Source organism: Streptomyces sp. NPDC038280 (genome assembly GCF_055600045.1).
Map to the genome: position 1 here is coordinate 165,710 of NZ_JBVJYZ010000007.1, position 21,514 is coordinate 187,223.

Here is a 21,514-nt window from a genome sequence, read left to right on the forward strand (position 1 = left end):
CAGGACGCCTGATGCGGCTGCCCCGGGCCGGAGGGGCCGGGGGCCGGGCCCCCCGCAGGGCCTGGAGACGGGGATCAGGGGCCGACGTGGATGTGCGCCCCCCACAGCGAGGGCAGCAGGGGGAACTCGGCGTGGGCCTCGCGGACGGCGGCGTGCAGCGCGTGCGCGGCACCGTCCGCGAGGTCGGCGTAGAAGCGGCGGGCGATGCGCGGGGCGATCTGATCCGCGACGGGCCACAGGGTGCCCACGACATGGCGGTATCCGGCGAGTTGGAAAGCGTTGGTGATGTGGATCGCCTCGTCCGCGAGCTCGTGCCGGGTCCGGGAGGTGGAGCAGCTGGACAGATAGGCCAGGTCCGCTCCCGAGGGCCGCAGGGCCGAGATGTCGGCGACGGTGAGCGAGCGTTCCAGGTGGTCGTGGGTGAGGATCCGGGAGGCGGAGGGGTCGTCCGGGTCGGTCAGGGCGTGACAGACGAGGTGCGCGGAGGCGCTGGTGCGCAGGGCGTCCCGTACGCGCTCCCGGGTGGCCTGCTCGTCGGCCAGCAGCCGGGCGGAGGTCGCGCCCGGCAGAAGAGGCGCGACCGTTTCGGCTTCGTCCAGGGCGTTCGGCAGGGGCGCGGCGCCGGGGGTGTTCCGTATGGCCACGAGCAGCGGCGCCCCGGGCCCCTGGGAGCCGGGCTCCGATCGGCGGCGGGCGTGGTGCAGGGCGCCGATGGTCGGGGTGTAGGAGGAGACCACCAGGTCGAGCGCGCAGCGCGGACGGCCCGGGTCGGCGCGGGTGCCGTGATAGCCGGCGGCGTGCAGGGGCAGGAAGGCCAACTGGCCCTGGGGGCACCACCAGATCCGGCGTGGAGCGGTTCCCGTCGCCGCGGGTTCGGTGTAGCCGAGACGCTGGAGCACCGGTCCGGTGATCGTGTCCCAGAGCCATTCGAGGACCCCGGAGAGGGCTTCCTGCGCGGACCAGATCTCCTCCAGCGAGGCGCCCTTGCGGGAGGCGTCGCGGGTGGCGGCCAGGAAGGTGGCGACCTTCTCCGTCACGGCCGCGGAGAACGTACGCAACGGCAGGACGTCGATCGTGCCGCCGGCCACGATGAGGGCGTCGCAGCGGATGCTGATGTTGACGAGGACGACGGGGCCCTCGCCGGCCTGGCGCAGGATCTCCTCGGCCGACGGCGGGAGCAGGAAGTCGTCGAAGCCCGGCAGGGCCCGGATGTGGTGCAGCAGCCCCTGCCACTGGGCGGCCCGGGCGCGTCGGCGCTCGGCGGCCGGGGCGGGGCCGCCGGGGAGCGACGGAGCGGAGGGCGCGGCCGGCCCCTCGTCGTTCTCGTCGCGCAGCCGGAGGAAGTGGCCGGCGAGATCGGGCGCCGCGGTGCGCAGCCGTTCGACGTCGAGTTCCCGGGTGCGCAGCAGTCGGCCGAGGAGGACTCCCCGGCCGTGTTCGAGGACTTCCAGGGCCTGTTCGTACCGGCCGGCCTGGACGGCGTACGCGGCGGCTTCCGCGGCCAGACCGGGCCGCTTGGCGAGGGCGTACTGCTGGTCGCTGCGGGTGAGGCTGCGGGTCGCCAGTTCGGGCAGGAGGGCGGTCGCCGCGCGCAGTTCGCGCGCGGCGATCTCCCAGTCCTCCATCACGCCGGCCACCTGGCCCCGGGTGACGTGGGTGCGGAGCCGGTCGAGCACCGGCGCGCCGGGGACCGCCGCGGCGTCGCGGGCGGCGCCGGCCGCCTCGGTCAGCAGATCCCGGTCCCCTGTGCGCAAGGACAGCTGGTGCAGGCATTCGGCGAGGGCCAGGCAGGGGCTGATCCGGTCGGGGTGGTCCGCGGGGCGGGAGCGCACGACGGCCCGCAGCAGCTCGACGGACTCCTCGAGGTCGGTGAGGTCCTGGCCGATCTCGTAACGGGAGCGCAGGGACTGGGCGAGGTTGTAGCCGCTGGTCTCCTGGTCGGCGGGGAGCAGGGCCCGGGCGCGGCGCTGGAGTCCGATGGCCTCGTCGAGGTCGGCCGCCGCGCCGCCGGCGTGTTCGAAGCGGACGAGGAGCGCGGAGGCGAGGTTGCCCAGGAGGGCTCCCTGTTGGTCGCCCCGGTCGGTGGAGATGGCCTGCCGGTAGGCGCCGAGCGCCGCGTCCAGGGCTTCCCCGCGCCCGGTGTGGCGGTACATGGCCAGGTGGGTGTCGCCCAGGCGGACGAGCGTGGCCGCGCGGTTCACGTGTCCTTCGGGGAGGACGAGGAGGGCCTGACGGCACAGTTCGGCGCTCTGGTCGAGATCGGCCGTGTCGCCGTGGAATTCGAAGCGCTGCTTCAGACAGGCGGCCAGGCCGGCCTGGTGCGCGGCCCGGTCCAGGGCATCCGTGTCATCGGTGACCTCAGTGACGTCTGTGTCGTGGGTGACTCGGCCGGCCAGGGCCGACCGGTGCACGGCGATCGCCTCGTCCAGATCCGCCGCGCCGCCCCGTTCATGGTGCCGGTGGCGCAGCGCGTCGGCGAGCATCGCACGCAGGGCGGAGAGGTTGTGGGCGGTGGGCCGGGGGGTCTCCACGGCCGCGCGGAGCAGGGCGACGGCCCGGTCCCGGTCGCCGGGCTCCCCCGTCAGGTCGTGCCGGACGCCGTAAGCCGTCGCCAGCGCCCCCAGCAGCGCGCCGCGGTTGATGCCGTCGGGCGGCTCCGCCGCGACGGCGCCTTCGAGCAGGCCGATCGCCTGGCTCGCGCGATGGGGGTCCGCGGTCGTCCGGGCCCGGGCCAGCAGCGCTTCACCGGCCTGGTCGGCGGCCGCGGCGTGCTCGGGCGTGCCGGGGCGGGTGGCCGCGGCGGACCGCTGGAGCAGCGCGATCGCGGTGTCCAGGTCGTCGAGGCCGCCGCCGTCCTCGTACCGCTCCCGCAGCGCCGTGGCCAGCGCCTCCTGCAGGGGCAGGCGTTCGGGACGGTCGCGCGGCAGCAGGGCCAGCGCCTCCGCGTAGGCGTCGATGTGCTCGTCGCGTCGGGCCGGGTCACCGGTCAGCCCGTACTGGGCGCCCAGCGCCGAGCCCAGGTTGACCAGCCGGGCGGCGCGGTCCGGATCGTCCGCGGGGGCCAGGCGCAGGGCGTGGCGGTACAGCCGTACGCACTCCGCCAGGTCGGACGGGTCGCCTCCGACTTCGTAGCGGTCCAGTAAGGACTCGGCGAGGCCGCCGAGTTGGGTGGGCAGTTCCGCCGTCGCGTCGGACCGCTCCTCGGGCAGCGCCCGGTACTGCCAGGCGATGGCTTCGTCGAGAGGGACGGGATCGCCGGTGGCGTGGTGCAACTGCCGCAGGGCGCGCCCCAGTCCGTACGCGTACGCGGACCGGTACGCGTGCCCGGGCGGGACGGCGTCGAGGGCCCTGCGGTAGAGGACCACGGCGTCCCGGAGCGGGGCGAGCGCGCCGGAGCGCTCGTGGGTCATCACCTCGGTCAGGGCGAGGTTCCTCAGGTGCACATCGACGTGCGGGGTGGCGGGGGTCATGGCTGACACGGTCTGGCGGAAGAACGTCCGGGCGCGTTCCAGCGCGGCGGGGTCGCCGGTGCGCAGGTGGGCGTCCAGTTCGCGCATTCCGAAGGTGTGCAGGACGGTGACCCGGTCGTCGCTGGTGTGAGCGCCCATGGCGTCCACGGTAGAGCGCCGGGTGCCGCCTGGGGAGCGAGTGAGCCGAAGTGGTGGTCTCCCGTCCCGGATCCGAGCCCTAAGCGGGATCGGGGTGTTCGTAGCGGTCCGGCGGCGGCAGGCCCTGTCGCCAGGAGGCGCACAGGGCCCGGGCCAGGGTCCGCTCCTCGGCGAGGTCCGCCGGCAGCGGCAGGTGCAGGCCGCTCAGGAGATCGAAGCGGTGCAGGTCGAAGGCGGTGCGTACGGCGTCCCCATAGGCGAGGGCGGCCTGGACGGCGCCGTGGTAGGCGAGGCAGGCGACGGCCAGCGGGATCAGTGCCAGCGCCAGCCACCAGCCGCTGGAGCGCAGCAGGACCGCCGCGGTCAGCGCGGTGACGCCGCCGGTCACGCTGAGCCGTACCGCGGCGTCGAGGGAGTCGCGGGAGTCGTCGACGAGTGCCCGTGACCGCTCGCCGAGTACGAGATAGAGCCGGGGCCAGGCGATGGCCGCGTCCCAGCCGTGGTCGCGGCCCGCGGTGTCGAACGTCGCGGTGAGCACATTGCCCAGGGCCGTGGGCCTCACGAGGTGGTCGGGCAGCGGGTAGCGGCGGCGCAGCCGGGCGGCCGCGGCTCCGGCCCGCTGTACGTCCTCGGCGCTCACCGCGTCCGCCGCGCCGTCGGCCGCCGCCCCGGGCAGGCGCGTACGGCGTTCCAGCCGGGCCTTGCGCCGGCGCTGCAGGGCGAGGCCCGCGCCGGCGCCCAGGAGGCCGGGCTTGCCGCCCTCCAGAAGGCGCACCATGGCCAGTTGGAGGGGTTGGAAGACGACGGCGACGACGGTGATGCCCGCCGCGATGAGCAGGGCCTCGCCGATGCCGAGGCCGGCCGCGGTGTCCCAGGCCCGGCGCATCGAGAGCGGCCCGCCGGGGGCGCCGGCCCACACCAGCCACAACAGGCTCAACGCGCCCGCGTAGGTGGGCAGATAGGAGACCAGGAAGAACCGTCCGGAGGCGAGTCCGGACGGCGCTGCGGCGGCCGTGCCCAGGCTGATCTGGCTCACGGGTGGCTCACCGCAGATCCATGGGGCCGTGGCCGGGTGTCTCGCAGACCGGCCGGTAGCGCTCGTCGTAGAAGGCCGTGGCGGCCGACCGCTCGCACGAGGCGCAGCGGAACATCAGCAGGGTGTACTGGGTGGACTCGGCCGGCTGGTGCGCCCTGTCCTCCTCACCGGCGCTCCGCACGACTCCGAGCGCGCGCAGCGTGCGCAGGTGGTCGGGGCCGGTGGCGCCGACGGTCCGGCCGCCGACGACGAGCACCACGCCGTCCGACGGCGGCCGCGTCGCCAACAGCCCTTCCAGGGCGGCCGCCACGTCGTCCAGGGACGCGCCGTCGGGCACCTCCAGCCGGGCGGCGCCGTCCGGCACCTCCCGCCGCTGCTGGATCAGCATCGCGTACTTCATTCCAGGGCGCTCCCCGCGTCCTCAGACCGCCTCTTCCAGGAGGTGGAGGCGGTGTGCCAGGGCCGCTGCCTCGCCCCGGCCGGCGACACCCAGTTTGGCAAGGATGTTGGAGACGTGGACGCTCGCCGTCTTCGGGGAGATGAAGAGCTCCTCGGCGATCTGGCGGTTGGTGCGGCCGGCCGCGACATGGCGCAGGACGTCCTGTTCCCGGGGGGTGAGGCCGAAGCCGTCCTCGTCGGGGGCGGGGGCGGGTTCCGGGGCGGCCAGGGAGAGGCGCGCGCGGGTGGCGAGGAGTTCGAGGCTCTCGCGCAGCGGACGGGCGCCGAGGTGGACGGCTATGAGGTGGGCCTCGCGCAGCAGGGCCGCCGCCTCCTCGCGCCTGCCGCCCTCGACGAGCAGCGCGTCCGCCCAGCGGTGCCGGGCCCTGGCCAGGTCGTAGGGACGCTCCAGCGGTCCGAAGGCGACGGCGACCTCGGCCCAGCGGTCGGCCCTCTCCAGCCCTTCGGCGCGGGCCAGTTCGGCCGACACGAAGAGGGAGTGGGCCACCCACACCGCCTCGGGGGCCGCCAGGCTCTTGGCGGTCGAGCGGATGAGGGCCAGTGCCTCGGCGCGGCCCTCCGCGGCGGCCGGGAGCCCCCGGGTGTCGGCCTCGGCGGTGACGGCGGCGAGGAGCAGCGGCCAGGCGTAGCGCTGGCTGCCGGGCGGGAAGCCCGCTTCGGCGGCCTCGGCCAGTACCGCGCGGGCGTCGGCGAGCCGGCCCTCCGCGGCGGCGATGCCGAGCGCGACCCGGGCCATGGGCAGGGTGTACTGCATCATCGGGTCGTGCTTGCCGTACGTCTCGCGGGCCAGCCGCAGATACTCGGTGGCGGCGGTCAGCTCGCCGCGCGCCTCCGACAGTTGGGCCAGCCGCAGCGCCGCGGAGCCGCGCGGCTTGGCGCTGTAGGCGATGCGCTGGAGCCGGATGGCGCCGTCGTAGGCCTCGTCCCAGTGGCCCATGGACATCTGTGCCTCGGTGAGGTTGCCGAGGATCCACCCCTCGGGGTCCAGGAGACCCCAGCACTGGGCGAGTTCCAGGCCCTCACGGGCGACGACGGCCGATTCCCGGGAGCGGCCGACGCTCTCCAGGCTGGACGAGAGGTTGGTGTGGGCCCGGGCGGCCTCGCTGACCATGCCCAGTTCGACGGTCCGGTCCCGCACGGCGTACATCTCGGCGAGCCCGCGCTCGATGTCGCCGGAGTCGGTCATGAGGGCGCCGAGGGTGAGCCGGGCGTTGAGCTCCATCTCCTCGGCGTTGACCAGCCGCGCGTACTCGACGGCGCGCTCGGCGGCCGCGAGGGTCTCCAGGCCGGGGGCGTGCAGCATGCCCCAGCCGGCGGCGCTGGCCAGGACCTGGGCGTGGACGGCCGACGGCGGCAGGCCCCGGACCAGTTCCTGAGCCGTGGCGAGCTCCGCCCAGCCGTCGCCGCGGGCCAGGCCCGCGACGAGCCGTGAGCGCTCGATCCAGAACCAGGCGGCGCGCGCCGGGTCGGCATGGCCGTCCTTCTCCCGGCCGTCGCCCTCGATGAGCCGCAGGCCCGTCTTGACGATTTTCAGGGCTCGTTCGCGCTCTCCGCACAGCCGGGCGGCGACGGCCGCCTCGGCGAGCAGGTCGAGGTAGCGCAGCGGGGTGGTCTGCGGGTCGCAGCCGCACGGCGGGTAGGCGCCGGCGTAGTCCATGGGCCGCAGGGAGTCGCGCACTTCACCGGGGACCTCGTCCCACAGCTCCATGGCCCGCTCCAGCAGGCGGAGTTGCTCGGAGTAGGCGTGGCGCCGGCGGGCCTCGACGGAGGCGCGCAGCACGACGGGAAGGGCCTTGCTGGCGTCGTGTGCGTGGTACCAGTAGCTGGCGAGCCGGGTCGCGCGCTCGTCGGCGCGGACGAGCGCGGGGTCGGCCTCCAGGGCTTCGGCGTAGCGGCGGTTGAGCCGGGAGCGCTCGCCGGGCAGCAGGTCGTCGCTGACGGCCTCGCGGACCAGGGAGTGCCGGAAGCGGTATCCCTCGCCGTCGGGCACGGCGAGCAGGATGTTGGCGCCGACGGCGGCGCGCAGGGCCTCGATGAGGTCGTCGTCGGCCAGCCGGGCGACAGCGGCGAGCAGGTCGTACTCGACGGTGGAGCCGCCCTCGGCGACGATCCTGACGACCTTCTGGGCGTCCTCGGACAGCGCCTCGACCCGCACGAGCAGGAGATCGCGCAGGGAGTCGCTCATGCCCCCGGAGGAACAGCCGCTCTCGTGGCAGACGACGAGTTCCTCGACGAAGAAGGCGTTGCCGTCGGAGCGGCCGAATATCTCGTCGACGAGCGCGGGCTCGGGCTCGGCGGCCAGTATGCCGGTGAGCTGGCGGTGGACTTCGGTGCGGTTGAACCGGGGCAGCTCGATCCGCCGCACGGTCCGCAGCCGGTCGAGCTCGGCCAGCAGGGGCCGCAGTGGGTGGCGCCGGTGGATGTCGTCGGCACGGTAGGTGCCGACGACGACGAGCCGGCCGCGGCGCAGGGTGCGGAAGAGATAGGCGAGCAGATGCCGGGTGGAGGCGTCGGCCCAGTGCAGGTCCTCCAGTGCGAGGACGATCGTACGGTCCGTGGCGAGGCGCTCCAGGAGCCGGACGGTGAGCTCGAAGAGCCGGGCCGTGCTGTCCTCGTGGTAGGCCTCCTGGCGGTTGGCGTCGCCCAATTCGGGCAGCAACCGGGCCAGTTCGCCCTCCTGGCCCGCGGCGGCGGCGGCCAGTTCGTCGGGCAGCCGGCGCCGGAGAGCGCGCAGGGCGGTCGAGAACGGCGCGAAGGGCAGCCCTTCGGCGCCGATCTCGACGCAGCCGCCGACCGCCACCACGGCGCCGCGCTCGGCGGCCTCGGCGAGGAACTCCTCGACGAGGCGCGTCTTGCCCACGCCCGCCTCGCCGCCGATCAGCAGCGTCTGCGGCTCTCCCCCGGACCCCGAGGCATCGGAGGCGCCGCCGGCGGAGGCGCGGGCGAGCGCGTCGGTGAGGGTGGTCAGTTCACCGGCTCTGCCGACGAACACCGGACTGACGGACGAGTTCTCCACGTCGCCGAGCATCGCACAGACCTCCGACAATGCGGCACCCTTGATCGGAACCACCGTCGCCATCGGGAGGTCACGCGGCCCGGGCGAAGGAGTTCCGCAGTGAATTCACCGGCCCCTCCGGTGCGTTGTCACTGGACCGGCGGGCGGCGCGGCGGGCCTTGCGGGCCTCCTTGGCCAGGCGCTGGGCGGAGGCCTCGCGGATGAGCTCGGCGTGGCGCATCTGCTGGATCTCGTACTCGAACATCTTGTTCTCCCTGGGTCTTCCGGTTGAGGTATCGCCGTCTTGCGATGTCTCAACTTTCGCGTCCCAGGGGGTCTCCCCACATCGGGAGTGTGCCGCATGTTCCGGGCCGGGGGTGCCTTAGACGGCGGCCGGGGGTCTCGGGTACGGCCTAAGGCCCCCGCCCGGACCACCCGCCGGGGCCTTAGCCGGCCGCCGTCGGCATCGGTACCAGCAGGTCGAAGTACATGACGGCGGACAGGAGCAGTCCCAGGACGCCGAGTACGGTTCCGGCGACGGCGACGGCCCTGACCCAGGTCGGGCGCTGCGGGCGGGCCACCACGGCCAGGCCGGCGATCACCGCGAGGAGCCCGAAGACTCCGTTGACGAGGGCGGTGCTGTGCCAGGCGTCGCCGTAGATCGCGGAGATCTGCTGGGCGGCGGTGCCGCTCTGGGAGGTGGTGATCTGGCCGATGAGCGTCTCGCGTTCGGCGACGACCCGTCCGATCCAGGTGCCGGTGAGGGAGGCGAGGCCAAGGCCGGCCGCGACGACGGCGGAGGCTCCCGCGACGAGCCCGGAGGGGGCCGCGGCGTCCTCGTCGTCGAGGGCGGCCATGAGGTCGTCGTCGGTGACGTCGAGGGTCTCGTCGTCGGTGGCGTCGAGGGCGACGGCGACCTGGTCGGTGACCACGTCGTCGGGCCGGGAGGGGACGGCGGGGGCGTCTGCGGATGTGTCGGTCGTCGTACGGTTCATGCGTCGCACGCTAGGTGCCGAATCTGAGATTCCTCTTAACGGGACCGGCTCGGCAGGGCGCGTTCCCTCAAGTGGCCCGGCTCGCCCGGAACCCGGGTCGGATGCCCCGCTGCGGGGTCATGGGGTCCGGGTGACCCGGCTCGGGCGATCGGACCCCTGCTCGTGGATCGTCACCCGCGGCCCGACGATCCCCGCTCGGGCGGTGGCGGCCTCCCGGTACTCGGGCGGCTCGATGCTGATGCGCGGCAGACGCCGGTCGAGCCACCGCGGCAGCCACCAGTTCGCGCCGCCCAGCATGTGCATCAGGGCCGGTACGAGGAGTGTGCGCAGCACGAACGCGTCCAGTGCGACGGCGGCCGCGAGCGCGATGCCGAACATGGCGATGACACGGTCCCCGGACAGGACGAAGGCGAGGAAGACGGAGATCATGACGACCGCCGCCGAGTTGATCACCCGGCTGGTCTCGGCGAGGCCGACGCGGACCGCGCGGCGGTTGTCACCGGTCTCCAGCCACTCCTCGTACATCCTGCTGACCAGGAAGACCTGGTAGTCCATGGAGAGCCCGAAGAGCACCGAGACCATGATCACGGGGAGGAAGGGTTCGATCGGTCCCGCACTGCCGAGGCCCAGCAGCTCGCTGCCCCAGCCCCACTGGAACACCGCCACGACGATGCCGAAGGCGGAGGCGACGGCGGCGACGTTCATCAGGGCGGCCTTGAGAGGGATGCCCAGGGACCGGAAGGCGACCAGCAGCAGCAGACAGCCGAGCGCGATGACGACACCGACGAAGAGCGGCAGCTTGCCGACGATGATCTCGGCGAAGTCGTCGTAGCCGGCGGTGACACCTCCGACGTGCGTCTCCAGGGAGGTGCCCTCCTCGGCGTCCGGCAGGACGTCCTCGCGGAGCCGGTCGACGAGGGCGCTGGTGTCCTGGGACTGCGGCGAGGATTCCGGTACGACGGTGAGAACCGCGGTGTCACCGGTGCTGTTGTACGTGACCGGGCCGACGGACGCGACGCCCTTGGTGGCGCCGAGGGTGGCGGGCAGCTCGCCGAGCGCGAGCCGGTCGTCGGCACCGTCGATCTGGGCGACCAGGGTGAGCGGCCCGTTGACCCCGGGCCCGAACCCCTCGCCGAGCAGGTCGTACGCCTGGCGGGTCGTCGCGGTGGCGGGCCCGTTGCCCTGGTCCGATGTGCCGAGGTGGAGCGAGAAGGTCGGCAGCGCCAGGACCAGCATCACGACGGCCGCGACCCCGCCGAGGATCTTCGGGTGGCGCTCGACGAACACGGACCAGCGGGCCGCGAAGCCGGTGGGGAGCTCGGGCTGCGGGCCGTGCTCGGCGAGCCGGGCGCGCTCACGGCGGCTGAGTGCCCGCATCCCGATGAAGGAGAGCAGCGCGGGCAGCAGGGTCACGGACGCGGCGACGGTGAGGACGACGGTCAGGGACGCGGCGATGGCGACGCCGTTGAGGAAGCTGAGCCGCAGGATCAGCATGCCGAGCAGCGCGATGCAGACGGTGGCGCCGGCGAAGACGACGGCCCTGCCAGTGGTGGCGACGGCGTTCTGGGCTGCTTCGGGGACGCTCAGGCCGCGTTTGAGGCCCTTGCGGTGGCGGGTGACGATGAAGAGCGCGTAGTCGATGCCGACGCCGAGGCCGATGAGCAGGCCCAGCATGGGGGCGAAGTCGGCGACCGTCATGACATGGCCGAGCAGCACGATGGCGGAGTAGGCCGTGCCGACGCTGACGAGGGCGGTCGCGATGGGGAGGGCGCTGGCGGCGAGCGAGCCGAAGGCGAGGAGGAGGACGACGGCGGCGACCACGATCCCCACGACCTCGGCGAGGTGTCCGCCCGGGGCCTCGGTGAGCGCGACGGCGCTGCCGCCGAGCTCGACCTGGACGCCGTCCGTGGCGGCCGCCTTCGCGGTCCGGACGAGGGCCTCGGCCTGGGCTTCGGGGATGTCGTCGGCCTGCTGATCGAAGGTGACGGTGGCGTACGCGGTGTGTCCGTCGGCGCTGATCCGGCCCTGGTCGTGGCCGGTGGAGCCCTCGGAGCCGTAGGGGCCGACGACCGAGGCGATACCGGGCAGGCCGGCGACCACGTCGAGCATCCGGGTCATGCGCTGCTCGACCGCGTCGGCCCGGACGCTGCCCGCGGCGGGCCCGGTGTGCCAGACGATGGTGTCGCTGTCGCCGCCCTGCCCGTGGAAGCCCCGCTCGAGGAGGGCGACGGCGCGGCCGGACTCGGTGCCGGGGACCTCGTAGTCGTTGGAGTAGGCGCTGCCTGCCACGGCCGCCGCGGCGGTCACCCCACCGAGGGTGGCGAGCCAGAGGAGTACGGCGACAAGGCGGTGCCTGACGCACCACCGTGCGATAGCTGCCAACGTACGGGCTCCCTGGGTGGTTCGTGGATCTTTGTCGGGAACAGCCCGCAAAGAGCGCAAGACCTACGGAGCATCCATGGTCGCAGTCAAACGAGATCCTTTGCCCCATTCGTGGCGATACTCACAAGGATGCGGCCGGCCCGGCGCGGGGAGCCCCGGGCCCGGGACGGGGAGCCCCGGGCCCGGGACGTCCGGCGGGCCGGACGTCCCGGTGCGGCGGCCCGGCCGGGTCAGCCGGGTCAGCCGGGTCAGCCGGAGACGCTGGGGCGCCCGTTCTCGATGTGCCCCATCAGCCGTCGCCGGAAGCCGTCGGCCGCTGTCACCTCGATGTCGTACCAGCCGTGCGCGTCGGCGGCCGAGTGGACGAGGGTACGGCCGCGGCCGGGCTTGACGGTCACCCTGCGCGTCCAGTCACCGAGGTCCGCCTCGTCGACGTAACCGAGCGGCCTGACGGTGAAGGTGACCGGCTCGTTGCCGCCGTTGCGGACGGTGAGGTGCAGGTCACGGTCGTGGTGGTCGATGCGCGAGGAGACCTCCGAAGCCGCAACCGCCGAGGGACGGGGCGGGGCGCGGCGCGGCGGGGCCGGGCGGGCCCAACGGGCCAACGAGACGGCACCGCAGCCGCGACCGCCGAGGGGCGGCGGCCCGGGTTTTCCCCCGGGTCGCCGCCCCTCGTGCGGGACGCGAAAGGCTCAGCCCTCGCTCACGCCCAGCTTCTCCAGGATCAGGTCCTTGACGCGCGCCGCGTCCGCCTGGCCGCGGGTGGCCTTCATGACCGCGCCGACCAGCGCGCCCACCGCGGCCACCTTGCCGCCGCGGATCTTGTCCGCGATCGCCGCGTTGCCCGCGATGGCCTCGTCCACGGCCGCGCCGAGCGCGCCCTCGTCCGAGACGACCTTCAGGCCGCGCTTCTCGACGACCGTGTCCGGGTCGCCCTCACCCGCGAGAACGCCCTCGATGACCTGGCGCGCCAGCTTGTCGTTCAGGTCGCCGGACGCGACGAGCGCCGCCACCCGGGCGACCTGCTCCGGGCTGATGGGCAGCTCGTCCAGGCCCTTGCCCGACTCGTTGGCGTTACGGGCCAGTTCGCCCATCCACCACTTGCGGGCCTGGTCGGCCGGCGCGCCCGCCTCGGTCGTCGCGACGATCAGGTCGACGGCACCGGCGTTGAGGATCGACTGCATGTCGTGCTCGGAGATCCCCCACTCCTCGCGCAGCCGGTTGCGGCGCACGCGCGGCAGCTCGGGCAGCGTGGCGCGCAGCTCCTCGACCCACTCGCGGGACGGGGCCACCGGGACGAGGTCGGGCTCCGGGAAGTACCGGTAGTCCTCGGCGTTGTCCTTGATGCGGCCGGACGTCGTGGAGCCGTCGTCCTCGTGGAAGTGCCGGGTCTCCTGCACGATCGTGCCACCGCCGCTGAGCACGGCGGCGTGCCGCTGGATCTCGTAGCGGGCCGCACGCTCGACGCTGCGCAGGGAGTTGACGTTCTTCGTCTCCGAGCGCGTACCGAAGGTCTTGGTGCCGTTGGGGCGCAGCGACAGGTTCACGTCGCAGCGCATCTGGCCCTTGTCCATCCGGGCCTCGGAGACCCCGAGCGCCCTGATGAGCTCGCGCAGCTCGGCGACGTACGCCTTGGCGACCTCCGGCGCGCGCTCACCCGCTCCCTCGATCGGCTTCGTGACGATCTCGATCAGCGGGATGCCGGCCCGGTTGTAGTCGAGCAGCGAGTGCGAGGCGCCGTGGATTCGGCCCGTCGCACCGCCGATGTGCGTCGACTTGCCGGTGTCCTCCTCCATGTGGGCGCGCTCGATCTCCACGCGGAAGATCTCCCCGTCCTCCAGCTGGACGTCCAGATAGCCGTTGAAGGCGATCGGCTCGTCGTACTGCGAGGTCTGGAAGTTCTTGGGCATGTCCGGATAGAAGTAGTTCTTCCGGGCGAAACGGCACCACTCGGCGATCTCGCAGTGCAGCGCGAGGCCGATCTTGATGGCCGACTCGACGCCGATCGCGTTGACGACCGGGAGCGAACCGGGCAGGCCGAGACAGGTGGGGCAGGTCTGCGAGTTGGCGTCGGCGCCCAGCTCCGTGGAGCACCCGCAGAACATCTTCGTCTTCGTACCCAGCTCGACATGGACCTCGAGGCCCATGACGGGGTCGTACGCAGCGAGGGCCGCGTCGTACGACAGCAATTCAGTGACGGTCACGGTGAGACTTTCCCTCTCAGCCCAGCAGGACGTCGTCGTCGCCCAGGCGCTTGAGCTCCCGGTAAAGGATCGCAAGGCCGGTGACGATGGCGGCGGCGGACACCGCGGCGTCGATCAGCCGCAGGGTGTCGTTGTCGTTCCGGGCCAGCTTGGCCTGCTTCGCGACGCTGATGGCACCGAAGGCGGTGGTGCCCAGCGAGACGTACAGCCCGGTCTTGGACTTCTTGAAGTTCTTGGCCTTCTTTGCCATGGCACTCACAGCGACGGAGCCTCCTCGAGCAGCGGGTGGCCCCACCTTTCCACGAAGGCGGCCTCGACGGCGGCTCCGACCTTGTAGAGCCGGTCGTCCTTCATGGCGGGGGCGATGATCTGCAGTCCGACCGGCAGACCGTCCTCCGGCGCGAGACCGCAGGGCAGCGACATGGCCCCGTTGCCGGCCAGGTTGGTCGGGATGGTGCACAGGTCGGCCAGGTACATCGCCATCGGGTCGTCGGCCCGCTCGCCGATCGGGAAGGCGGTGGTCGGCGTGGTCGGCGAGACGATCACGTCGACGTCCTGGAAGGCCGCCTCGAACTCACGGGTGATGAGGGTGCGGACCTTCTGCGCCGAGCCGTAGTACGCGTCGTAGTAGCCGGAGCTGAGCGCGTACGTACCGAGGATGATGCGGCGCTTGACCTCGTCGCCGAAGCCCGCCTCACGGGTGAGGGCGGTGACGTCCTCGGCCGACTTCGTGCCGTCGTCGCCGACCCGCAGGCCGTAGCGCATGGCGTCGAAGCGGGCCAGGTTCGAGGAGCACTCGGACGGCGCGATCAGGTAGTACGCGGAGAGCGCCAGGTCGAAGGACGGGCAGTCCAGCTCGACGATCTCGGCGCCCAGCTCGCGCAGCAGCTCGACGGACTCGTTGAACCGCTGGACGACGCCGGCCTGGTAGCCCTCACCGCGGAACTGCTTGACGACGCCGACGCGCATGCCCCGCACGGAGCCGTTGCGTGCCGCCTCGACGACCGGCGGGACCGGGGCGTCGATGGAGGTCGAGTCGAGCGGGTCGTGACCGGCGATGACCTCGTGGAGCAGCGCCGCGTCCAGGACCGTACGGGCACAGGGCCCACCCTGGTCGAGGCTGCTGGAGAACGCCACCATGCCGTAGCGGGAGACGCCGCCGTAGGTCGGCTTGACGCCGACCGTGCCGGTGACGGCGGCGGGCTGGCGGATCGATCCGCCGGTGTCCGTGCCGATGGCCAGCGGGGCTTCGTACGCGGCGAGGGCGGCGGCCGAGCCACCGCCGGAGCCGCCGGGGATCCGGGTGAGGTCCCAGGGGTTGCCGGTGGGCCCGTAGGCGCTGTTCTCGGTCGACGACCCCATGGCGAACTCGTCCATGTTGGTCTTGCCGAGGATGACGACGTCGGCGGCCTTGAGCTTCTTGGTCAGCGTCGCGTCGTAGGGCGGGAGCCAGCCCTCGAGCATCTTCGAGCCGACGGTCGTCGGAACGCCCTCGGTGGTGAAGATGTCCTTCAGTGCGAGGGGGACGCCGGCGAGCGGCCCGAGCTTCTCGCCACGGGCCCTCTTCTCGTCGACGGCGCGAGCCTGCGCCAGGGCGCCTTCGCGGTCCACGTGGAGGAAGGCGTTGACCTTCTCGTCGACTGCCTCGATGCGCGCCAGGTGCGCCTCGGTGACCTCGACGGCCGTGAGCTCGCCGGACGCGATCTTCGCGGCGGTCTCGGCGGCGGTGAGCTTGATGATGCTGTCCGTCATGGTGATTAGTCCTCCCCCAGGATCTGCGGCACCTTGAAACGCTGCTGCTCCTGGGCCGGGGCGCCGGAGAGCGCCTGCGCGGGGGTGAGCGACGGACGGACCTCGTCCGCGCGCATGACATTCGTCAGCGGCAGCGGGTGGGAGGTCGGCGGAACGTCTTGGTCGGCGACCTCGGAGACGCGGGCGACCGCGCCGATGATGTCGTCGAGCTGACCGGCGAAGTGATCGAGCTCTTCGTCCTTCAGCTCCAGACGCGCCAGCCGTGCGAGGTGGGCGACCTCCTCGCGCGTGATGCCAGGCATGCAGCGATCCTCAGGGGTGAGTGTGTGTGGTTTGGGCTCAATCCTATGGGGCTCGGCCCCCTGCCCGTTAAACGGTTTGCCGGAGGCTCCTCCTTCGCGTGCCTCAGCGGCCCGGGACGCGGGGTCGCCCACCCCGCCGTCGCCCCGGGCGCGGCCTCGCCGCGCCGGACCGCACCGCCGGGTCCCCTACACCACCTGGTCCGCCTCCGACGGGCCCGGCGACTCCGCCGCCAGCAGCTCCGCCGGACGTCGCCAGCCGCCCTCGCCGCGGGCCCTGAGCCAGGCCGTCGTCTCGTCCGGCGGCATCGCCGCCGCGACCAGCCAGCCCTGGACCGCGTCGCAGCCCAGATCCCGCAGGCGCTCCCAGGTCTCGTCGTCCTCGACGCCCTCCGCGACGACGAGGAGGCCCAGCGAGTGGGCCAGGTCGACCGTGCAGCGGACGATCTCGGCGTCCTCGGTGTCCACGGCGAGGCGGGCGACGAAGGACCGGTCGATCTTCAGCTCGCTCACCGGGAGGCGGCGCAGATGGACCAGCGACGAGTACCCGGTGCCGAAGTCGTCGAGGGACATCTTCACGCCGTGCCCGGTCAGTCCGGCGAGGGTGTCGGCCGCGCGCTGCGGGTCCTCCAGGAGGACGTGTTCCGTTATTTCCAGCTGGAGGGAGCCCGCCGGGACGCCGTGCCGGGCCAGCCGCGCGGCGACCGCGCCCGCGAAACCCGGGCTGTGGACGTCCCGCGGGGAGACGTTCACGGCGACGGGCACGTACAGGCCCTGTGCGCGCCACCGCGCCACCTGCGCGAGCGCCGTCTCCAGGACGTACTCGGTCAGGTGCGGCATCAGCCCGGAGGACTCGGCGATCGCGATGAACTCGTCCGGGGAGACCCGCCCGCGCTCGGGGTGCACCCAGCGCACCAGCGCCTCCAGACCGGCCACCTGTCCGTCGAACCGGACCTTGGGCTGGTAGTGGAGTTCGACGTCTCCGGCGTCCAGCGCCCGGCGCAGGTCACCGAGGAGGCCGAGCCGGTCCGGGGTGTTGGAGTCCCGCTTGGACTCGTAGACCTCCACGCCCGTGCGGTCACGTTTCGCCTGGTACATCGCGACGTCCGCGCGGCGCAGCAGACCCTCCGCGTCCACCGCGTGGTCGGGGAAGACGGCGACGCCCGCGCTGGCCTCCAGGACGAGGGTGAGCCCGTCGAGGTCGAGCGGTGAGGAGAGCTCGGCCACCAGGTGGCGGGCGACCCGCTGGGCGCTGGTGGTGGAGTCGGCCGTCGGCAGCAGTACGGCGAACTCGTCGCCGCCGAGCCGGGCCGCCTCCGCCCCGCGCGGCAGGGCGAGTCGCAACCGGTCCGCGATCTGGAGGAGCAGCCGGTCGCCCGCGAGGTGCCCGAGCGTGTCATTGACCGATCGGAAACGGTCGAGGTCGATCAGCACCAGCGCGGCCCTGGCGCCGGCGCCCTCCGCCTCCTCCAGCGCCGTCCAGGTGCGTTCGAGAAGCCACTGCCGGTTGGGCAGGCCGGTCAACGGGTCGCGGAGCTGCTCCTCGGCGCGGGCCCTGGCGATCCAGAGCGTGGAGTCGAGGGCGATGAGCGGGACGGCGAAGAGCGGCAGCAGTATCGGCCGGGAGACCGCGACCGCGCAGATCAGCGGGGCGATGCCGAGCAGGGCGACGGCCACCAGCCCCTGTCTCAGCAGGGCCGTGCGGGCGACGGTCGGCAGGCCGCCGCCCTGGGGCGCCAGCGCGTACCAGAGCAGGATCCGGGTCACCAGGAGATACGCCCCGGCCGCAAGCGCGACTTCCGGTAGCGCGGCGAGCCCCCATCCGAGGGGCCCCCACGGTTTCTCGACGGTCGGTACGTCTCCGAAAGCGGCGAGGACCAGCGCCGCCGCGCCGATGCCCAGGATGTCCGCCGCGCCGTGCAGCAGCCCCTGCCGCCAGCGGTGCCGGCGGGCGACGCCGACCAGGACGACGACGGCCAGGCTGACGAGCCCGGCCGGCACCCATCCGTACAGCAGCAGGACGGCGAGGGTCAGGGCGGCGCCGGAGCCGGTGCCGCCCCACCAGCGGTCGCGTCCGAGGGCCACCAGATGGCCGACGATCACTCCGGTGAGGACGGCCAGCGACCAGCCCTCGGCACCGCCGGGGAAGAGGGCGTGGCCCTCGCTCAACGCCTGGTAGATCCCGGCGGTGAGCAGGACGGCGGCGAGTCCCAGCATGGTGCTGGGCAGCCCGGTGGAGATGCCCGCGAGGGCCGCGCGACCACGCGGCCGTGCGACCGGGGCGGCACTCTCGGTCGGTTTCATTCGGTCCCTCTCACAGCCGGCGGTGCCGATGCCACGATGGCCCGTTGTCATGCCACCACGACTGAGAACCACCACGCAGCCGTGCACGACAGGCGCACACCTCAACAGTAGGCCGCGGACGGCTCGGAAGGGCAGCGCTCTACAGGTCTTGCCCGAATGCGACCCGGCCACCCTTATCGGTCTGGTATGCGCTGAACGGGTGACGTCCGCTCAGTGTCCCGGCCCCTACCCGGCGATCGGGACCGCCGCCTCCCGGGCTGCCTCCGGACCCTGCTCCAGCAGGACCGCGAAGCCCTCCTCGTTCAGAACCGGAACCTTCAGCTGCATGGCTTTGTCGTACTTGGAACCAGGGTTGTCACCGACCACTACGAAGGCGGTCTTCTTCGAAACGGAACCTGTCACCTTCGCCCCGAGGCTCTGCAGCGCCTCTTTTGCGCCATCCCGGGTGTGGTTCTCCAGCGTGCCCGTCACGACCACCGTGAGTCCCTCCAGCGGACGCGGCCCCTGGTCCTCGCCCGAGCCCTCTTCCTCCATCCGGACGCCGGCGGCCTTCCACTTGCGCAGGATCTCCCTGTGCCAGTCCTCGGCGAACCACTCCTTGACCGCCTTGGCGATGGTCGCCCCGACGCCGTCGACCACGGCCAGCTCCTCCTCGGTGGCCTGGTCGATGCGGTCGATGGAGCGGAACTCCCGGGCCAGCGCCTGGGCCGCGACCGGGCCCACATGGCGGATCGAGAGGCCGTTGATGATGCGGGCGAGCGGACGCTCCTTGGCGGCGGCGATGTTCTCCAGCATGGCCAGGGCGTTCTTCTTCGGCTCGCCCTTCTGGTTGGCGAAGACCGTGACGATCTTCTCCTCGCCGGTCTTGGGGTCGCGCTTGGGCAGGCCGCTGTCCGGATCCACGACGTACGCCTTGATCGGCAGCAGCTGCTCGATGGTCAGATCGAACAGGTCGCCCTCGTCGGCCAGCGGCGCCTCGGCGGGCTCCGCGGGGCGGGTCAGTGCCGCCGCGGTCACCGCGCCGAAGGCGTCGATGTCGAGGCACGCCCGGCCGGCCAGATAGAAGAGACGTTCACGCAACTGCGCCGGGCACGTGCGGCCGTTGGGGCAACGGATGTCGATGTCGCCCTCCTTCATGGCCCGCAGCGGCGTCCCGCACTCGGGACACTCGGTCGGCATCACGAACTCCCGCTCGCTGCCGTCCCGCAGGTCCACCACCGGGCCGAGGATCTCCGGGATCACATCGCCCGCCTTGCGCAGCACGACCGTGTCACCGATCAGGACGCCCTTCGCCTTCACCACCTCCTGGTTGTGCAGGGTGGCGAACTCGACCTCCGAACCGGCCACCGTCACCGGCTCCACCTGGGCGTACGGCGTCACCCTGCCCGTACGGCCCACGCCCACGCGGATGTTCACCAGCTTGGTGTTGACCTCCTCCGGCGGGTACTTCCAGGCGATCGCCCAGCGCGGCGCGCGCGCCGTCGAGCCGAGCCGCCCCTGGAGCGGGATCTCGTCGAGCTTGACGACGACACCGTCGATCTCGTGCTCCACGGAGTGCCGGTGCTCACCGAAGTACGCGATGAACTCCCGGACCTCGTCGAGCGAACCGACCACCTTGTTGTGCCGGGCCGTCGGCAGACCCCACTCGCGCAGCAGCTCGTACGCCTCCGAGAGCCGGGCGATGTCCAGGCCCTCGCGGGCTCCGATGCCGTGGACCACCATGCGCAGCGGCAGGGTCGCGGTGACCTTGGGGTCCTTCTGGCGCAGCGAACCGGAGGCGGAGTTGCGCGGGTTGGCGTACGGCTGCTCACCCGCCTCCACCCGGCGCGCGTTGAGCTCCTCGAACGCCTCCATCGGGAAGTAGACCTCACCGCGGATCTCGACCAGGTCCGGGATCCGGTCGCCCTTCAACCGGTCCGGGATGCCCTTGATGGTCCGCGCGTTGGGCGTGATGTCCTCGCCGGTGCGGCCGTCGCCGCGGGTCGCGGCCCGGGTCAGCCGGCCCTTCTCGTACGTGAGGTTGACCGCGAGGCCGTCGACCTTCAGCTCGCACAGGAAGTGGTAGCCCGGGGTGCCCACGTCACGGGCGAGCCGCTCGGCCCAGGCGGTCAGTTCGGCCTCGTCGAAGGCGTTGTCCAGGGACAGCATCCGCTCGCGGTGGTCGACCTTCGCGAGGCCGGTCTCGTAGTCCCCCGCGACCTTCTGGGTCGGTGAGTCGGGGGTCCTCAGCTCCGGATACTCCTCCTCCAGGGCCTCCAGTGCCCGCAGCAGGATGTCGAACTCGGCGTCGCTGACGACCGGCTGGTCCTTCACGTAGTACCGGAAGCGGTGCTCCTCGATCTGCTCGGCCAGCTGCGCGTGCTTCTCCCGTGCCTCCGCCGGCACATCTGCGTGCTGTTCGACAGCCACCGTCTCGTCCTCCCGTTACTTCAGCCCGTGGTGCTTCGACCCGTTACTCAGGGTTGTCCGCGAGCGATCGCGCCGCTCGCGCGCAGTGGGCGAGGGCCGCCCGGGCGTAGGCGGGTGAGGCACCCGCGAGCCCGCACGACGGGGTGATCACCAAGGACTCGGCGAGAGTCCCCGGATTCAGCCCCAGCCTGCGCCACAGCGTTCTGACACCCATGACGCTACCGGCAGGGTCTGACAATGCCGCGTCGGTGGACGGCACCACGCCCGCGAACAGCTGCGTACCGCCTTCGACGGCCTCGCCGATCTGCTCCTCGTCACGTTCGGTGAGGAGAGCGAAATCGAACGACACACCCGCGACGCCCGCCCGGCGCAACAGCGCGAAGGGCACGTCCGGCGCGCAGCTGTGCACCGTGACCGGTCCGTCGCTGACCCCGATCACCTCGCGCAGCGCGCTCTCCACGACCTGGCGGTCGACCGCCCGATAGGTGCGGTAGCCGCTGGCCGTGCGGATCTGTCCGCGCAGGACGCCGGTGAGCGACGGTTCGTCGAGCTGGAGGATCACCCGGGCGCCCGGCACCCGGCGCCGCACGTCGGCGAGATGGTCCCGCAGCCCCTCGGCGAGGGAGGCCGCGAGGTCCCGGCAGGCGCCGGGGTCGCCCAGCGACGCCTCGCCGCCGCGCAGTTCCAGGGCCGCGGCGAGCGTCCACGGGCCCACGGCCTGCACCTTGAGCGGGCCCTCGTAGCCCTGGGTGAACTCCTCCAGCGCGTCGAGGTCCTCGCCCAGCCAGGACCGGGCGCGCCGGGTGTCGCGGCCCGGCCGGTCGCTCACCCGCCAGCCGCTGGGCTCCAGGTGCGCGTACATCTCGACGAGCATCCCGAGGGTCCGCCCGATCATGTCGGCGCCGGGCCCGCGAGCGGGCAGCTCCGGGAGGTACGGGAAGTCCTCGAAGGACCCGACGACGGTCTTGGCGGCCTCCCGGGCGTCACCCCCGGGCATGGACCCGACACCGGTGGCCGGACCCCAGCTGAACTCGTTCTTCTCGCTCACGCAGGAAGCGTACGTCCGCCCGG

General features: G+C 72.8%; 14 protein-coding genes and 1 pseudogene. All 15 read right to left on the reverse strand.

Annotated elements, in window-relative coordinates; all coding sequences use genetic code 11:
* Positions 1–74 precede the first annotated feature (74 nt).
* Positions 75–3,608, reverse strand: a complete 3,534-nt coding sequence (locus ACZ7J0_RS17225) for a CHAT domain-containing protein (protein ID WP_470888143.1) — start codon at positions 3,606–3,608, stop codon at positions 75–77.
* 79 nt (positions 3,609–3,687) lie between these two features.
* The gene (locus tag ACZ7J0_RS17230; RefSeq protein ID WP_470888145.1) at positions 3,688–4,644 is read right to left on the reverse strand and encodes a hypothetical protein; all 957 of its coding nucleotides are present in this window, start codon (positions 4,642–4,644) and stop codon (positions 3,688–3,690) included.
* Positions 4,645–4,651: 7 nt separating this feature from the next.
* Positions 4,652–5,044 carry a hypothetical protein gene (locus ACZ7J0_RS17235; protein ID WP_470888147.1) on the reverse strand — a complete coding sequence of 131 codons (393 nt, stop codon included), beginning with the start codon at positions 5,042–5,044 and terminating at the stop codon, positions 4,652–4,654.
* A gap of 21 nt (positions 5,045–5,065) precedes the next feature.
* Positions 5,066–8,131, reverse strand: coding sequence for a helix-turn-helix transcriptional regulator (locus ACZ7J0_RS17240; RefSeq protein WP_470888149.1), 3,066 nt, complete (start codon positions 8,129–8,131; stop codon positions 5,066–5,068).
* Positions 8,132–8,189: 58 nt separating this feature from the next.
* A complete protein-coding gene (locus ACZ7J0_RS17245) occupies positions 8,190–8,363 on the reverse strand; it encodes a hypothetical protein (RefSeq protein WP_470888151.1) in 174 nt (57 codons plus the stop codon).
* A 181-nt stretch (positions 8,364–8,544) separates the two neighbouring features.
* Positions 8,545–9,093 carry a hypothetical protein gene (locus tag ACZ7J0_RS17250; protein WP_470888153.1) on the reverse strand — a complete coding sequence of 183 codons (549 nt, stop codon included), beginning with the start codon at positions 9,091–9,093 and terminating at the stop codon, positions 8,545–8,547.
* A 117-nt stretch (positions 9,094–9,210) separates the two neighbouring features.
* A complete protein-coding gene (locus ACZ7J0_RS17255) occupies positions 9,211–11,475 on the reverse strand; it encodes an MMPL family transporter (protein ID WP_470888155.1) in 2,265 nt (754 codons plus the stop codon).
* Positions 11,476–11,723: 248 nt separating this feature from the next.
* Positions 11,724–12,017 (reverse strand): annotated as a pseudogene (locus tag ACZ7J0_RS17260) (phospholipase domain-containing protein); the annotation flags it as partial.
* A gap of 150 nt (positions 12,018–12,167) precedes the next feature.
* A complete protein-coding gene (gene gatB / locus ACZ7J0_RS17265; RefSeq protein WP_470888157.1) occupies positions 12,168–13,679 on the reverse strand; it encodes an Asp-tRNA(Asn)/Glu-tRNA(Gln) amidotransferase subunit GatB in 1,512 nt (503 codons plus the stop codon).
* A 16-nt stretch (positions 13,680–13,695) separates the two neighbouring features.
* The gene (locus ACZ7J0_RS17270) at positions 13,696–13,929 is read right to left on the reverse strand and encodes a hypothetical protein (RefSeq protein ID WP_470888357.1); all 234 of its coding nucleotides are present in this window, start codon (positions 13,927–13,929) and stop codon (positions 13,696–13,698) included.
* A 5-nt stretch (positions 13,930–13,934) separates the two neighbouring features.
* A complete protein-coding gene (gatA, locus tag ACZ7J0_RS17275) occupies positions 13,935–15,431 on the reverse strand; it encodes an Asp-tRNA(Asn)/Glu-tRNA(Gln) amidotransferase subunit GatA (protein ID WP_470888159.1) in 1,497 nt (498 codons plus the stop codon).
* A gap of 5 nt (positions 15,432–15,436) precedes the next feature.
* Positions 15,437–15,733 (reverse strand): Asp-tRNA(Asn)/Glu-tRNA(Gln) amidotransferase subunit GatC, encoded by a 297-nt coding sequence (gene gatC, locus ACZ7J0_RS17280; protein ID WP_126889114.1) that lies wholly within the window; start codon positions 15,731–15,733, stop codon positions 15,437–15,439.
* A gap of 186 nt (positions 15,734–15,919) precedes the next feature.
* Positions 15,920–18,034, reverse strand: coding sequence for a putative bifunctional diguanylate cyclase/phosphodiesterase (locus ACZ7J0_RS17285; RefSeq protein WP_470888161.1), 2,115 nt, complete (start codon positions 18,032–18,034; stop codon positions 15,920–15,922).
* Positions 18,035–18,259: 225 nt separating this feature from the next.
* Entirely contained in the window at positions 18,260–20,443 is a 2,184-nt protein-coding gene (gene ligA, locus ACZ7J0_RS17290) for an NAD-dependent DNA ligase LigA (protein ID WP_470888163.1), read from the reverse strand.
* Between the two features lie 43 nt (positions 20,444–20,486).
* Complete coding sequence (locus ACZ7J0_RS17295; protein WP_470888165.1) at positions 20,487–21,491, reverse strand: methionine synthase; 1,005 nt, start codon at positions 21,489–21,491, stop codon at positions 20,487–20,489.
* Positions 21,492–21,514: the final 23 nt, after the last annotated feature.